Raw genomic sequence first — 13,771 nt, 5'->3', positions numbered from 1 at the left:
AAACAGATTGGTCGTCGGGTCAAGATTTCTGGTGCTCAATGGAACCGTCACAATGTTGCTCAAGTCTTGAAGCATCGTTGTGCTTACCTCAACGGTTATTTCTATGCCCCTAAGTATATTTACTCAGTGCCTAATTGAGATGCTCCCAGTTGGGACTTCATAGTTTCTGAGAGCGATAGCAAAGGGCAGTGCAAATGTAAGATCTGTAAAGAGTTTAGTGTAGTCTGGCATGTTTACGAGATCGCGCTCTTTATTTAATTTTTAAGTAGATTTTAAAATAATGGCACTTGTTAAATTATTATATAGCTATGAAGTTTTTAGATCTAAGTTAAAATTATGCCCAAGTCCACAGAGGCAATGGTTTCTGCGTTTGTTCTTGCTTCCGTTGCAGATTATTTCAAAGGAATTTCTGAGGTAACGCGGTTGCAAATTTTGCAATCTTTGCGATCGGGACCAATGAATGTCTTACAACTCACCGAAGCAACTGGACTGGGGCAAGCAAACCTCTCAAAACATCTTAAGATGCTGACGCAGGCTGGCATTTTGTCTCGCCAAACCAAGGGAACCAGCGCTTTTTATGAGATTGTCGATCCTTTGGTTGTTGAGTTTTTCGATCTAGCCTGCGATCGCATCACCAAACGCACCTTACAACAGGCAAGAAGTTTGTCCCAATTTGAAGACGAAATATCTAAATTCTAGAATATGAAAGCTACTGAGCTAATTGGCAGGTATCACGAGGGAGAGAGAGAGTTTCTATCTGCCAATCTTTCGGGTGCAAATCTGCGGGGGGTAGATTTAATTAATGCAAATCTTGCTGGTTGCGATCTAAGTAATGCCGATTTGAGAGAATCAAGATTGGGTAAGGCAAATCTCAGTGGGGCAAATCTCAGTGGTGCGAAGCTTTGCGAAAGCATTTTGTGGGGAGCCGATCTCAGTTACGCCAATTTGTGTGGTGCAGATTTGAGGGAAGCCGATCTCAGTGGCGCGAAAATGTTACAGGTAAAGCTAGTGGGGGCAAGGCTCCTAAAAGCCTGTCTGGGTGGTGCAAATTTAAGTTATGCCGATCTCTCGCGGGCGATTTTATATGATGCCGATCTGCAATCTACGCTCGATCAGCAAACCGATCTGGGGTATGCGATTTTGGTAGAGGCAGAATTGAGCTTTGCCAACTTGGGTGGCGTCATGTTACGACGCGCAAATTTAGAGAACGCCAAACTCTGTCGGGCAGTTTTAGGAGGTTGGCAAGCCATGCAGTTTCAACCCACCGACATGAGCGAAGCCAATTTGCAGGGAGCCGATCTCAGTTATGCGAACCTAAGTGGAATCGCCCTACATAATGCCAATTTGCGGGGAGCCGATCTAACTCAAACAAATTTAGAGGGAGTTGGAATGCAGGGGGCAATTATGCCCGATGGAAGAATTAATCTGTAGGATTGCAAGCTCCCACTCAAAACTTTTGACGCCCTAAAGCTTTTGACTTTCACTTGTTCGTTGTCAACGGTCTAACTGATAATTGAAAAAGGCCCAATTTAAGGAGAGTCACCTATGCGCCGCATCATTCAATTAATTAGCATTCTGTTTGTAACCTTCGGCGTTGTTTTTGCTGGCAATCCCTTGGCGATCGCGGCAACCGTGAATACTACCTCTGTCAATCTGGTCAATCAACCCGCGATCGAGGTAAAGGTGAGTTTGAGCAACACAACCAATGAATTGAAATTCGAGCCCGATCGCTTCACTTTTGAAGCAGGCAAGCGTTACAAATTCGTGCTGAGCAACCCTAGTGCCATGAAGCACTATTTCACCAGCAAAGATTTCGCTGATGCGATCTGGACGCAAAAGGTCGAAGCAGGTCAAGTCGAGATCAAGGGCAATATTCGCGAACTCGAACTACGCCCGCAAGCAAACGCTGAATGGTTCTTTGTGCCCATGAAGCAAGGCAGCTACACATTTCGGTGTACGATCGCGGGACATACCGAAGCAGGTATGAAAGGCACGATATTAGTTCAGTAGCCTTCACTAACGAGACTTTAACCCAAACCTGAAGTCAGCCTCGTCCAGTAGGTTTCATAAATGCGCGACACCTCTGGGTCAAGTTTGGAAATTCTTCCACTTCTGTTAATATAGGCTTTCGTTGGTTCCCAAACTGAGATCGCTTTTAAGTCCTCGTCCACCAGAGATTTTGCCAGTTTATTGGTTGTGCCAAAACTGTTAGCGTTACTAATTTTGGCGGCAATTTCAGGACGCATAATATAGTTCATCCAAGCATGGGCTGCTGCTAAATTCGGCGCACCTTTAGGAATAGCCAGCATATCCATAAAAACAGAAGTCCCACTGGCAGGCAGAATATACTTAATTTCAGGAATCGTGGCATCTTTCTCGCGATCTTGTTTGTTTTGGCGCATTAAACTAATGCCATCGCCAGAAAATGCCATTGACAGGGTTAAATCTCCTGCGGTCAAAGGGTCGCGCCATGCATCCGTATTAAAGTTTGCTGTGGCTGGCATCAGTTCTCGTAGTTTCTCAAAGGCAAGACGAATTGCTGATTCTTCTTTGGCGTTATAAGAAAAATTGAGGGAATGGAGTGCCATCCCCATCACTTCACGCACATCATTGAGCAGTGTGATCCGAAGTTTGTTGCGCTGCTCCCATAAAAAGCTCCAATCTGTAGGTTCGGCACCGACGATTTCCCCCATCGCTTTCACGTTGTAGGCAATTCCTGTTGTCCCTAAACTCACAGGAATTCCATATTTGTTGCCCGGATCGTATAGCGTTGCCGATACGAAATATTCTTCGCCAATATTTTGCAGGTTAGGTAATAGTTTCTTGTTTAAGGGCAACAGCAAATCCAACTCGTGCATCTGCGCAACCATATAGTCGCTAGGATAAATAATGCTATACCCTGACTTGCCACCAGCTGCCTGCAACTTTGCTAACATCACCTCGTTAGAATCGTAGCTGTCACCGACAACCTTAATTCCTGTCTCCTTGGTAAAACCCTCCATCACCTCGGTATTGCTGACATAGGTCGCCCAACCGTAGATATATAGAGTGTTTTTATCACCAGTCACAGTCGGGGCTGCGGTTGGTTCTGCCGTTTCTGTTGTGGTAGGAGGCTGGGGCGTGTCAAAGATGCCACAACTCGATAGTGCTGTGCCCGCCATCAGCGCTGATGTGGCATAGGCAGAATTTTTGATAAATTTCCGTCTGGATACTCTCATCTGGATACTCTTATCTGGATACTCTTCATCAAGGCTCGCCAAGCTCAGATCGCTTTCATAAAAGAGGGATTTAGAGAAGATCTAGACTGGGCAAAGGCATGGGTTTTGCTAAAGCCAAACAGTCCTCAGGAGTCCAAGATATATAAACTTGACTATCAAAGGGTGGAACTTTATCCCCAAGTGTGTTTTGGCGCACCAAGGTCACGCGTACTGGGGGCACATTCTCACTGGCCAATAAATCCACAATATATTGAGAATGATCGCCCAGATAGAAAACATTGTTTAAAACACCGCGATAGGTATTGTAGGGCTGATTGGGATGCTCTGTGGACAGTTTGATTTTTTCTGGACGCACGCTCACCCATGCCTCTTTGCTGAGTTGCCAATCACTTGGTTTCTCGACCACGATCGCCAGTCCCGAGTTAGAGCGCAGTTCTAAAAAAGCTCCATCTTGTTCTACCAGCTTGCACTCAAACAGATTAGTCTCACCGACAAAACCAGCAACAAAGGGAGTTGTGGGGTAATTATAAACTTGACTGGGTGTACCCACCTGTTCCAACTGCCCTTGGTTCATCACTGCAATGCGACTAGAAATACTGAGCGCTTCCTCTTGATCGTGGGTAACCATGACGAACGTGATCCCCAGATCGTATTGCAAGTTAGAAAGCTCTACCTGCATTTCTTTGCGCAACTTTAAGTCCAAGGCCCCTAAGGGCTCATCTAACAGCACCACCTTGGGGCGATTGACCAAGGCTCTGGCTAGAGCCACCCGTTGCTGTTGACCGCCCGATAGCTGACGTGGAAACCGATCGCCCATCACTTCTAGCCTGACTTTGCGGAGGGCATCTTTGACGCGATCGTTAATTTCGGCTTTAGGTAAACCCCGTACCTTTAAGCCAAAGGCAACATTATCAAAAATGCTCATATGCCCAAACAGCGCATAGCTTTGAAACACTGTGTTTACAGGACGACGGTAGGCGGGCACATAGGTCATGGTCTGCCCCTGAATTAACACCTCTCCTGCGGAAGGCTCTTCAAAGCCAGCGATTAAGCGCAGTAATGTGGTTTTGCCACAGCCCGAAGGACCAAGAATGCTAAAAAGCTCGCCCTTTTGGATTTGTAAATCTACGCCTTGAACAACCGCGCCAGAGCTAAAAATTTTAAATACCTTTTTCAGTTCTACATCAGGTACTGTGTCGATTGTCGTGCCAGTCTCTTTGACAGTTGTAGATTGAGCCATAATCTAAAGGGGAGTCCAAAAATTAGAGAATCTAAGCAGTTATTGAGGCAATTTTGGGGGTAATTTAGCTTTCGTGTTAAACAATCAATGAATCTTAACAGATAGAAGCGCGTTCGTAGACTACTAAAATATAGCGCTTACTTCTTCGTGAATATAGATCGTCTATATCAGAGTTTAGGATAAATCTCTTCAGTGCAGTCAGAATTCATGGAAATGTCATGTATGGGTATGCGATCGCATCAGTATTGCATGGAATCCCGCACCCGCTAAGCGTAACAGAAGCTTGGTTTAATTACAAAACTGTAATTTAGAGCGAGATGATTTTGTCATTTTAGCTGGGCATAATCAAACTGCTCAGCCCGAGCGTAACCCCACAGATTTCTGCAAGCCCAAAATACTCATATCGCAAGGATTATGGAAATTAGCACAATGTCCTCAAATCAATCTCTAAATCCTGAATCAGTTTGGCAAAGGCTTAGAAATAATCAGATTCGTTCCTGTGAGGAGGCGTTGCGTCAACTCGTCGATCCCAAGGGGTTGGTCAAGCTTGAACTGTTAGACCAAGAGCTAAACCATCGTTTTTTTCGAGAATTTGAAGATCTCTCTGCTCTTCCCCCCGTGATCCCACTTTTGCTCTGGCGTAGTTGTTTTTATATTGGTAGCCCCTATGCGCTCTCACCTGAAGATCTAAGAGCGATCGGCGATCGCACCCTGACAGAAGTTCGCTCAATCCAGATCGCCCCTGAAAGCTATCGGGTTTGGTTTCGCAGACAGAATATTCCCAGTCAAAATAGTATTAATTCTACGCCTTTAATCAATCCCCTCACTGGCGAAACCGAACTTGCCGATATTAGCGAAGTCACCGATCTATACCTATCGCAAGCCGTCGATCAAACCCGCAGGATCAATGCCCTGATCTCAGTCGCCCTGCAACATCGTGCCAGTGATATTCACCTAGAACCGACTGCCCTGGGGCTACGGGTGCGCTATCGCATTGACGGTATTCTGCGCGACATTAAGACACTGCATCTAGACATCAGTCGCAAAATCATTGTGGCGCTCAAGGTCATGTGCAATATGGACATTGCCGAAAGCCGTCGCCCTCAAGATGGACGTATTGGCAAAAACTACACCAACACCGAGGAATTGGACTTAGACCTCGATATGCGGGTAAGTACCCTGCCCTGCGTCCATGGCGAAAAAATTGTAATTCGGTTACTGCCCCGCGAAAATCCCTTTTCCGATCGCATCGAAAGTTTAGGCTTTACCAAACGGGCGTTAAGTATCTATGAGAGTTGGATCTGGCAACCGCAAGGCTTGATTATCATGACTGGCCCAACGGGGTCTGGCAAAACCAGTACGCTCTATACCAGCTTGCAGATGCTGGCAACGGAACATGTCAATGTTGTCACCGTAGAAGACCCCGTAGAGTACGTGCTGCCCAATATTACGCAGACCCAAGTCCACGAACCCGCAGGTATGACCTTTGCCGCAGGGTTGCGCGCGATTTTACGCCAAGATCCCGATATTGTCATGGTGGGCGAGGTGCGCGATCCAGAAACCGCTGAAACGGCGGTTCGGGCGGCTCTGACAGGGCATTTGGTCTTATCGACCATGCACACCAATGATGCTGCCAGTGCAATTCCGAGGTTAAAAGATTTAGGTCCAGACCCTGGTCTGATTAGCGATGCGCTTTTAGGTGTGGTGGCACAACGCCTTGTCCGCAAAATTTGTCCCCATTGTGCCAAACCCCATACTCCGACATTGGCTGAGTTAAAATCTCTACAGATCGATCCTGACACCATCGATCTGACCCACTGGCGCAAGGGCACAGGCTGCAATCGCTGTTTTAATACAGGGTTTTTAGGTCGCGAAGCCGTGGTGGAACTGCTGGATGCCGATGACACCGTGCGCCAATTGATTTACGAAGGTACGATCACGCAAATGAATCGCTACCTAAATGAGATTGAATTCCATTCGTTCCGACTTGCCGCGATCGAAAAGCTCACCACTGGAATCACAACTACCGATGAAATATTGCGCGTCCTTCCCCGCAGCGCTTTGTATCGCAAGTCAACCCACTCATCAAGACATCACATGAAAGCGATTAACACCAGTAGTCCTTAAGGCTCTCCCATGGGCGAACCTAGAATCCCAAGGCAATTCATGAATTGCCCCTAGAATTCAAAAAAACTTCTAGCCGATCGCGACTGGGCATATCTCCTCTTTTTCTGTTTAGCTGATGATAACGCTAAACGTTTTGACAACTAAATTAACAAAATCTTTAGGCAAAATTTCTCCTGTTGTTTTCCACCAACGCTGATTTAGATCGAGCGTTCTGATTTGTTCGGCAATAACTGAACCCTGTACTTTAAAACCTTCGGGAATCGGAATCATCATTTTGATCTTAGGCTTAATGGTGCTGGTAATGGGATGAACTATTACAATTCCCTGACGTTTTTGGTTATATTGCGTATGGCTGATGACCAAGCAGGGGCGAGCGTTTCCTGACTGTTCTCTGCCTTGGGTTGGGTTAAGATTAATTCTGATAATTTCACCCCTTTGGATATTCATAGAAGTTCGCGCCCTAGAGGTTCGCTTTCAGAAAATTCCATTACATCGTCAGGATATTGAAAGTCATTGGGAATACTGGATATTAAGTCGTTAAGGGTTAATTCTTGATGCTGTGAGGTAATAGCTAATTGTTTATCTGACTCTTTGACGGTGATATTTGGTAATTCTGTAACTGGTTTTTGATAGGTATGGTGTAAAAAAGCAATGAAATTTAGAGCTTGGCGCTGGGCTTCTGGGGGAAGGGCGGCAAAGGTTTCGATAAGTTCCTGTTGGGTGGCGATCATAAATTTAACCTCCGATTTCTTTGATTCTATCGCGAGAGTTGTTATCCCATTAGTGCAAATTGCTCGCTCGCCCATTGATGATAATTATTGTTTTTGTTTAGCAGCGCTACAATCACACCAGTATCAACAATGACTTGATTCATTTACCATAGCCTTCCAAATGTTTTTTATTGTGTGAAAGGTCGGGTGGTAAGTCAGCACAACCTAGCCATTGTTTACTGAGTTCATAGGCGGATACGGTCGGTTGTTTTGTTTTTGATTGGCGCTTAGCGAGCGATTCAATGAATTGATTTACCTCCTGCAATAAGGATTCAGGCAATTTTTGCAGTTTGGTAATGGTTTCCTCGTATATGGTCATGGGTTAGCCTCCTAGTTGTCTAATGCAATTTTGTGCATTCTCACAATCTACCGTTTTGCTTTGCTATTGATAGAGTTGCGCTGTCTTGTAAAAATTCGTTGTAGTTAGCGAGAGAGCGCTTCTTGACTATCTCCTAAATTATACTTCGCAGTACCTCGCTTGTCGTGAGCTTTGACTTTGGCAAAATTGAGTTGGATGACTTCGTTGCAATCAGCGATCGCTCAAGTCAAGATTAATTTGTGATAGATGATTTGCTGTGAAAAGAATTGCCTTATTTTGATGTTATGAGAATGCGATCGTGGAATACGCGAATATTTCTGAGGCAATGCTGCAACGCGCGAAATGATGGGCGATATTTTTTGTGTGGTGCCTGCTGGATATGGGACTCGTCGATCATCCAAGACATATAGTGATAGGAGAGATAACGTTACACCACGTTTCTGAGGATGGATAATAGTTGTGTCGAAGGATCCTAAATCTAAAGGAAACAAGTTCCCTTTACCTTTTGTTACATTAAGTTACCTGCTTGACACTGGTAATAATCCAGTTGTGTTTCTATACTTGAGATACTTAATATTCTGATTCATCAGAATGAAAGAATTTATCTTAAGGAGCTAACATCTGAGAAAGGAGGATTTGCAAGCTAGTGCTGCTTTGATTCGGGAGAGATATCTAGATGGAAAACCTATTGGCAAAGGCAATGTTGCAGTTGCTGAGATATACCTTACTCAAAATATAGCCTTTTGCGCTGGAGCAACTTCTAGAGGAGGGCGTCAAAGTCCGATTCAAATCCCTATTCCCAAGTCGCAAGGAGGACAATTTGAACCATCTGTTGACTCCCGCACAGATCGGCTTATGGATACGGATGCTGAGTATAAAGTCCTGTCTGAAATTGCTAATATCTTGGACAAAGACTACAATGATCAAGCAAAGGGTAATCTTTATCTCTATACTGAATATCAGCCATGCGAAAGCTGCAATAGCATTTTACAGCAATTTCAGGAGAAGTTTTTATTTGTAAACATAGAGATCTTTTGGGATTTACCCTATCCACACGATCACTAGAGAAAAGAGAATATATCTATGATTTCAACTTGGAGTAATTCTATAGATAAAACATCATCTTTAATTTGCAAATTACCCAACTCCTTTCAAGGAAGATTAGGTGTAGTTTATCAGCAGCATTATGAAGAACTGTATGAATCGGAAGCAGGAGGAACGACTTCTCTTCAAGATGCTTTAAATGATATTTTGAGTTTATTTCACATTCAAAGTAGTAGTCCAACGTTGAGTCACCTTCGCTATGTTTGGATGGCGTTAATACTTGCTTCTGTTGTAGAACCTACAGTCAAATATTATCAGCCTGATAACTCTATTCCAGAAAAGACTATGAATCGATTATCTCTTTGGCTAATAGAAACCCTCACAGAAATGCTTAGTGATAAAAATCGGTTTTCTAGGGAAGCTAAAAAGGAAGAGGAAAATAATATACTGGACTCTTCTCAATTTTTTTCTGAGAACAATAAGATTTCAAGCTTTCAAGTATTATACGAAGCTTTAGATGTTTATAAAAATGCCATCGAAGTGCTAGACCCCAAGCAGGCATTAGAAGCATTAAGAGATATTTTAGATGACTGCTTAGAGGGTTATGCTATCTTTCCTGGATCTTATGGAAGACGCGAATTGTTTGATTGGTGGTTGCTTGATGTTGTCCCAGCCAGTTGGTGTTTAGTTGCACCTAACTCTATCTACTCGACAAATGAGAAACACATCGCATCTGATCGAATAGATAAGTTACAAGAAATTAGTTTTGCCATGGAGTCTGTTATTCGGAGTGCTTCTGAAGATAGGATGAGAGAGAGTCTACCAGTTTCTTCTAATTCATTTGTTTTTCGCTCGAACAAAATTGAAACTAATAAATTTAACGTAACAGATATTTACAGCAAAAGTAATCCAATGTCTAACCTACTTTTCCGCAAACAATTGAATGATTATGAACATATTTCCATTTTTTGAGAATTAATTATTTTTTAGTGTCCTAATAAACATAAGAGGATTTGACGTAATGAGTAAGCAGGAAAATGCTACTACTGAACTTTTAAAATACCTTCCTGAAAGCAATGAAAATTCGGAAAACGAAGGAGAAAAGCCATATGGAGATGAACATCTTGCTCAGCTCAAACGTACTTGTGAAAACTTTCTAAAAAAACAGGCTTTAGAAGTTGGGCAAATTGTAAAGTGGAAAGATAATCTAAAGAATAGAAAGCTTCCGCATAAAAACCAACCTGCTATTGTAATTTTCGTTCTAGATGAACCCATCATTAGTACAGATGATGAACCTGGTAGCCCCTACTTTTTGGAAGCTTTAGATATTGTTCTTGGGATAATAACTGATGATGGCACTTTTCTAACCTTCTATTATGATAGTAGAAGATTTGAGACCTATTTAAGTCACTAATTTAAATATAGAAGGTCAAAAAACATAGTAATTGTGATAAAGAAATTACTCCCAATTAATTCAAAATCAACTTATGGCTCACCTGTCCTGAGCTATCGACATCTTAGACAATTGGAACTGCCGTCGCCAGTTCCAGATTAATCACCTCCTCATTACTCAACCCATCGAGTTCCTTGATAATCGATCTCAGAGAGTTCCCATGAGCCGCTACCAACACATTGTCGCCTTGTTTCAAATGGGTGAGAATGCGATCGCGAAAGTAAGGCACTGAACGCTTCAGCGTATCTTCTAGACTCTCGCCGCTAGGAGGACGCACGTCATAGGAACGCCTCCATTTTGTCACTTGGGCTTGCCCAAATTTCTCCACGGTTTCCGCCTTATTCAAACCTTGGAGATTGCCATAGTCCAGTAGGGTGCGTTAGTGCCAACGTAACGCACCGAACACTTGTATGATTTTAAAAACGTCGCAAAACAATAGAATGCAATGTCTAACTTCAGAAGATCGTCTATCGCAGGCGGTACATACTTTTTCACCCAAGTTACCTATCATCGACAACAGTGGCTCTGTAGAGAGGTCGCACGTAAAGCCCTGCGAAATGCAATTAATCGCGTCCGCCAAACCTATCCGTTCTCAATTGATGCCATAGTGTTACTCCCAAGATCGCCTGCACTGCATCTGGCCCTTACCACCACAAGATTATGACTATGCTACTCGTTGGCGACTGATAAAAACCTTCGTTACTAAAAGTTGTGGGAACGAGCTACATCTTACAGAAAAGATAACAGCCTCAAAGCAAAAGCGAAAAGAAAAAATCTCTGGCAAAGAAGGTTTTGGGAACACATGATTCGCGATGAATTGGTAAATAATTTAGGCTATGAGGATTAGCCTTACTCTAATGTCCCTTAACCAATTCCTGTAGCCAAAATACAGCCGTCGCAGCAAGGGAAGCGATCGCCCATTCAATCAAGCTGAGGGGCAAGGTTCCCATAAACTCGCCCATGACTACGACCTGCACGAAGATGACCTGCAAAGTTGCTATAAGAATAACCGCGATCGCCAAGGGAATATTTTGAAATAGGCTATGCCGCGCGAGCGCACAGGCATGCAGGGCTTGACTAAACACCAAAGTGACAAATGCCATCGTGCGCGCCTGCACTAGTAAAGCAGGGTCGCCTTGATATTTCAGCCAAAATACGAGATTTACCGCCACCGTCATTGTCAAGACTGCTAACAATAGGCGTAGATAATTGCCCCGTCGCAACATGGTCTGAAACCGATAGGCAGGTTGCTGGATCAACTCCACGGCAGTTGTCTCAATCAGTAAGGGAATCGCTACCAAAGGGGTAGCGATCGCGCCAACCCAAAGCATTTGCAAGGGCGAAATCCCAAACCCTACAACGGCATCCCCAAGCGCGAGAAGGACAAGGGTAAAAGCAGTTGCCGCGAGGAGCAAAACAAAACGCTGGAGGCGATCGAATACGGCGCGACCTTCGAGGATGGCGACGGGAATATACCGAAAATCTTCCCTTGGCAAAATTAAACCCGAACTATCTTGAATCTCACGTTTGCAGGTGCGATCGCAGATCCCCACATCTGCTTGCCGCAAAAGGGCAATATCCTCAATATCCTTGCCGACCACTGCGACTGCCTTGAGATCCCCTTTGCGATCGCCTTGCCAAGTGCGCAATCGTTCCTGTGGGGCATCAAAATAGCTAAATACCTCAATACCCAAAACAGTTCCCAAGGCTTGCGCGTCGGATTCTGAAGCGCGAATTAAGCCACACCAGCGAATCCCTGCCTGACTGAGATTATCGATCGCGAGGGTAATGTCTGATTCCAAAATTAAGGCGATCGTATCTAGCCGAGATAGCGCATCGATCGCCGAGGGAAATCTCACCCACAGCCGTTTTTTCGCTAACGTCCCCATGCCAATCAGTTGGACTTGGGTGGCTAACCGCAGCAAATTTTGCGGATAGGTACTCAAGAGCACCGCTACCACCGCAGCAGTTGCCACATCTGCCCCACGCTGCCAATTGAGTAAGGCGATCGCGATCGCGACTAACCCCACAATCGCAACCCATACCCGCCGCAGGGTTCTCAACTGCGTATGTAATGCCGAAAAGGGCTGCTCGCGAACGACCAAATGCGACTGCCAGTAGGCAGTATGCCCCGTAGCGATCGCAATGCCTTTCCCCTTACCTGCGGTAATTTCCGTACCTGCATAGACTACATTGGTTCGTTCTAAGACCGCCGTATCGAGGGCTAAGGACTCCGTTGCCTGTTTGGGCGCGATCGCTTCCCCACCCAGACTGGTTTGGTTTGTCTGTAAATCTTCAGAAGCCTCGATCAGTCGGATATCAACGGACGGGCGATCGCCTGTCTGTAGGATCAACAGATCGCCGATCACCAGATCGCGGGCTGGGATGTCTAAGGCTTCCCCATCCCGTTGCACCAGCACAGAGGCAGCAGGAAGACTCTGTCGGCGCTGGGTTCTACCAAGGGTAGCGACTTCTCTCGTTTTGAGAGACCAGAACGTGAGGGCAAGACCCATTGCCCCATGGATCGTGCCAATGGTAGCGATCGCCATGCCTTCAGCAACCAAGCGCAGTCCAAACCCAAAAAATGCGGCGGTTGCCAGCAAGATATAGGTAAAGGGATTAATCAGGGGTTGCCATAGGGTTTTCAGCGATCGCGGCTTTTGCGGTAGCTTATTCGCCCCATACTGGCGCAATCGTTGCCTTGCCACTACATACGAAAGTCCCTCAGCTGAGGACTGTACCTGCGCTAGTACCTGATCGCGATCCCAATAGTGCCAAGGCAGCTCAGAATTAGGCAAAAAGCTGGGTTTAGACATTTCGCATTGTTCGATAGAACGGAAGGATCAGGCTTTAGAGCGGACTAATTCACCCTGTTCGTTGACATGCAAACCACATTCTTGGTTGCTTTGTTCCCACCACCATCGACCAGCTCTGAGGTCTTCACCTGGGGCGATCGCTCTCGTGCAGGGGGCACAACCGATACTGGGGTAATTTTTATCGTGCAAGGCGTTGTAGGGCACACCGTTCTGATGAATGTATTCCCAAACCTGGTCGTTTGTCCAATCAATCAGAGGATTAATCTTCGAGATGCTGCGCTCCACATCTAACTCAATCACTTGCATATCAGAGCGGTTGGTTGTCTGATCGCGTCTTAGCCCTGTAATCCAAGACTTTAAGCCAGTTAAAGCACGGTTTAGCGGCTCTACCTTGCGAATATAACAGCATTGCTTGCGATTTTCGACGCTGTCATAAAATAAATTGATGCCCTTGTCTTGCACCATTTGCTGTACGGCATCGGTTTGGGGAAACATTACCTTGAGTCGCAGTTGCGGATATTTTTGCCGAATTGCGGCGAGCACATCATAGGTTTCGTAGGGCAAACGGCCTGTGTCTAGGGTAAATACACAGGCATCAGGGCGAATTTTTGCCATCATATCAATCAGCACCACATCCTCTGCTCCGAAACTAGAGGCAAGTGCTACGTAAGGATGGAATTGCTCTAGTGTCCAAGTCAGTACTTCTTGGGGAGACTTGCCTTGTAGTTGTGTCAGAGCGATATCGATGTCGGCTTTTGTTGTCATTGCGAGTAAATCAAAAATC

At 45.1% G+C, this 13,771-nt stretch carries 14 protein-coding genes and 2 pseudogenes; 8 read left to right on the top strand and 8 right to left on the bottom strand.

The window, feature by feature from the left end; translation table 11 throughout:
- Positions 1–336 precede the first annotated feature (336 nt).
- The 3 genes from ACP2WE_RS11635 to ACP2WE_RS11625 all read left to right on the top strand — a co-directional run bounded on the left by ACP2WE_RS11635 (position 337) and on the right by ACP2WE_RS11625 (position 2,010).
- Positions 337–699, top strand: coding sequence for an ArsR/SmtB family transcription factor (locus tag ACP2WE_RS11635; protein ID WP_425215715.1), 363 nt, complete (start codon positions 337–339; stop codon positions 697–699).
- Positions 700–702: 3 nt separating this feature from the next.
- A complete protein-coding gene (gene hetL / locus ACP2WE_RS11630) occupies positions 703–1,431 on the top strand; it encodes a heterocyst differentiation pentapeptide repeat protein HetL (protein ID WP_425215714.1) in 729 nt (242 codons plus the stop codon).
- 114 nt (positions 1,432–1,545) lie between these two features.
- On the top strand, positions 1,546–2,010 hold the full coding sequence (locus ACP2WE_RS11625) for a cupredoxin domain-containing protein (protein WP_425215713.1): 465 nt from the start codon (positions 1,546–1,548) through the stop codon (positions 2,008–2,010).
- A 17-nt stretch (positions 2,011–2,027) separates the two neighbouring features.
- Here ACP2WE_RS11625 and ACP2WE_RS11620 read toward each other — a convergent pair whose 3' ends face one another.
- Positions 2,028–3,218, bottom strand: coding sequence for an ABC transporter substrate-binding protein (locus ACP2WE_RS11620; RefSeq protein ID WP_425215712.1), 1,191 nt, complete (start codon positions 3,216–3,218; stop codon positions 2,028–2,030).
- A 70-nt stretch (positions 3,219–3,288) separates the two neighbouring features.
- On the bottom strand, positions 3,289–4,458 hold the full coding sequence (locus ACP2WE_RS11615; protein ID WP_425215711.1) for an ABC transporter ATP-binding protein: 1,170 nt from the start codon (positions 4,456–4,458) through the stop codon (positions 3,289–3,291).
- 429 nt (positions 4,459–4,887) lie between these two features.
- Between ACP2WE_RS11615 and ACP2WE_RS11610 the strand changes: the two genes are divergently transcribed.
- On the top strand, positions 4,888–6,585 hold the full coding sequence (locus ACP2WE_RS11610; protein ID WP_425215710.1) for a GspE/PulE family protein: 1,698 nt from the start codon (positions 4,888–4,890) through the stop codon (positions 6,583–6,585).
- Positions 6,586–6,693: 108 nt separating this feature from the next.
- Here ACP2WE_RS11610 and ACP2WE_RS11605 read toward each other — a convergent pair whose 3' ends face one another.
- From ACP2WE_RS11605 to ACP2WE_RS11595, 3 genes are all read right to left on the bottom strand, one after another.
- The gene (locus ACP2WE_RS11605) at positions 6,694–7,032 is read right to left on the bottom strand and encodes a type II toxin-antitoxin system PemK/MazF family toxin (protein WP_425215709.1); all 339 of its coding nucleotides are present in this window, start codon (positions 7,030–7,032) and stop codon (positions 6,694–6,696) included.
- Complete coding sequence (locus ACP2WE_RS11600) at positions 7,029–7,316, bottom strand: hypothetical protein (protein WP_425215708.1); 288 nt, start codon at positions 7,314–7,316, stop codon at positions 7,029–7,031. The genes ACP2WE_RS11605 and ACP2WE_RS11600 overlap by 4 nt, the downstream gene beginning before the upstream one ends.
- 139 nt (positions 7,317–7,455) lie before the next feature.
- Positions 7,456–7,674 (bottom strand): DUF2281 domain-containing protein, encoded by a 219-nt coding sequence (locus ACP2WE_RS11595; protein WP_425215707.1) that lies wholly within the window; start codon positions 7,672–7,674, stop codon positions 7,456–7,458.
- A gap of 636 nt (positions 7,675–8,310) precedes the next feature.
- Between ACP2WE_RS11595 and ACP2WE_RS11590 the strand changes: the two genes are divergently transcribed.
- From ACP2WE_RS11590 to ACP2WE_RS11580, 3 genes are read left to right on the top strand one after another with little or no spacing between them, the layout of a single operon-like run.
- Complete coding sequence (locus ACP2WE_RS11590) at positions 8,311–8,739, top strand: deaminase domain-containing protein (protein ID WP_425215706.1); 429 nt, start codon at positions 8,311–8,313, stop codon at positions 8,737–8,739.
- Positions 8,740–8,757: 18 nt separating this feature from the next.
- Positions 8,758–9,690, top strand: coding sequence for a hypothetical protein (locus ACP2WE_RS11585; protein WP_425215705.1), 933 nt, complete (start codon positions 8,758–8,760; stop codon positions 9,688–9,690).
- A 49-nt stretch (positions 9,691–9,739) separates the two neighbouring features.
- A complete protein-coding gene (locus ACP2WE_RS11580; RefSeq protein WP_425215704.1) occupies positions 9,740–10,132 on the top strand; it encodes a hypothetical protein in 393 nt (130 codons plus the stop codon).
- Between the two features lie 103 nt (positions 10,133–10,235).
- Here ACP2WE_RS11580 and ACP2WE_RS11575 read toward each other — a convergent pair.
- A pseudogene (locus ACP2WE_RS11575) lies at positions 10,236–10,535 on the bottom strand (histidine phosphatase family protein); the annotation flags it as partial.
- Positions 10,536–10,616: 81 nt separating this feature from the next.
- On the opposite strand from ACP2WE_RS11575, the pseudogene ACP2WE_RS11570 reads away from it, so the two are divergent.
- Positions 10,617–10,988, top strand: a pseudogene (locus tag ACP2WE_RS11570) (REP-associated tyrosine transposase); the annotation flags it as partial.
- Positions 10,989–11,025: 37 nt separating this feature from the next.
- Here the strand turns inward: ACP2WE_RS11570 and ACP2WE_RS11565 are convergent.
- On the bottom strand, positions 11,026–12,987 hold the full coding sequence (locus ACP2WE_RS11565) for a cation transporting ATPase C-terminal domain-containing protein (protein ID WP_425215703.1): 1,962 nt from the start codon (positions 12,985–12,987) through the stop codon (positions 11,026–11,028).
- A gap of 27 nt (positions 12,988–13,014) precedes the next feature.
- Entirely contained in the window at positions 13,015–13,752 is a 738-nt protein-coding gene (locus ACP2WE_RS11560) for a phosphoadenylyl-sulfate reductase (protein WP_425215702.1), read from the bottom strand.
- Between the last annotated feature and the right edge of the window lie 19 nt (positions 13,753–13,771).

Origin of the sequence: Tumidithrix helvetica PCC 7403, from assembly GCF_965232925.1 — a bacterium.
GTDB classification, from domain to species: domain Bacteria; phylum Cyanobacteriota; class Cyanobacteriia; order Pseudanabaenales; family Pseudanabaenaceae; genus Tumidithrix; species Tumidithrix helvetica.
The sequence above is the reverse complement of the archived record's forward strand: the minus strand, read 5'-3'. Positions and strand labels throughout refer to the sequence as shown.

Coding starts and splice junctions, on each gene's coding strand:
- ACP2WE_RS11635 (WP_425215715.1), top strand. CDS start 337: ATGCCCAAGTCCACAGAGGCAATGGTTTCTGCGTTTGTTCTTGCTTCC.
- hetL (WP_425215714.1), top strand. CDS start 703: ATGAAAGCTACTGAGCTAATTGGCAGGTATCACGAGGGAGAGAGAGAG.
- ACP2WE_RS11625 (WP_425215713.1), top strand. CDS start 1,546: ATGCGCCGCATCATTCAATTAATTAGCATTCTGTTTGTAACCTTCGGC.
- ACP2WE_RS11620 (WP_425215712.1), bottom strand. CDS start 3,218: ATGAGAGTATCCAGACGGAAATTTATCAAAAATTCTGCCTATGCCACA.
- ACP2WE_RS11615 (WP_425215711.1), bottom strand. CDS start 4,458: ATGGCTCAATCTACAACTGTCAAAGAGACTGGCACGACAATCGACACA.
- ACP2WE_RS11610 (WP_425215710.1), top strand. CDS start 4,888: ATGTCCTCAAATCAATCTCTAAATCCTGAATCAGTTTGGCAAAGGCTT.
- ACP2WE_RS11605 (WP_425215709.1), bottom strand. CDS start 7,032: ATGAATATCCAAAGGGGTGAAATTATCAGAATTAATCTTAACCCAACC.
- ACP2WE_RS11600 (WP_425215708.1), bottom strand. CDS start 7,316: ATGATCGCCACCCAACAGGAACTTATCGAAACCTTTGCCGCCCTTCCC.
- ACP2WE_RS11595 (WP_425215707.1), bottom strand. CDS start 7,674: ATGACCATATACGAGGAAACCATTACCAAACTGCAAAAATTGCCTGAA.
- ACP2WE_RS11585 (WP_425215705.1), top strand. CDS start 8,758: ATGATTTCAACTTGGAGTAATTCTATAGATAAAACATCATCTTTAATT.
- ACP2WE_RS11580 (WP_425215704.1), top strand. CDS start 9,740: ATGAGTAAGCAGGAAAATGCTACTACTGAACTTTTAAAATACCTTCCT.
- ACP2WE_RS11565 (WP_425215703.1), bottom strand. CDS start 12,987: ATGTCTAAACCCAGCTTTTTGCCTAATTCTGAGCTGCCTTGGCACTAT.
- ACP2WE_RS11560 (WP_425215702.1), bottom strand. CDS start 13,752: ATGACAACAAAAGCCGACATCGATATCGCTCTGACACAACTACAAGGC.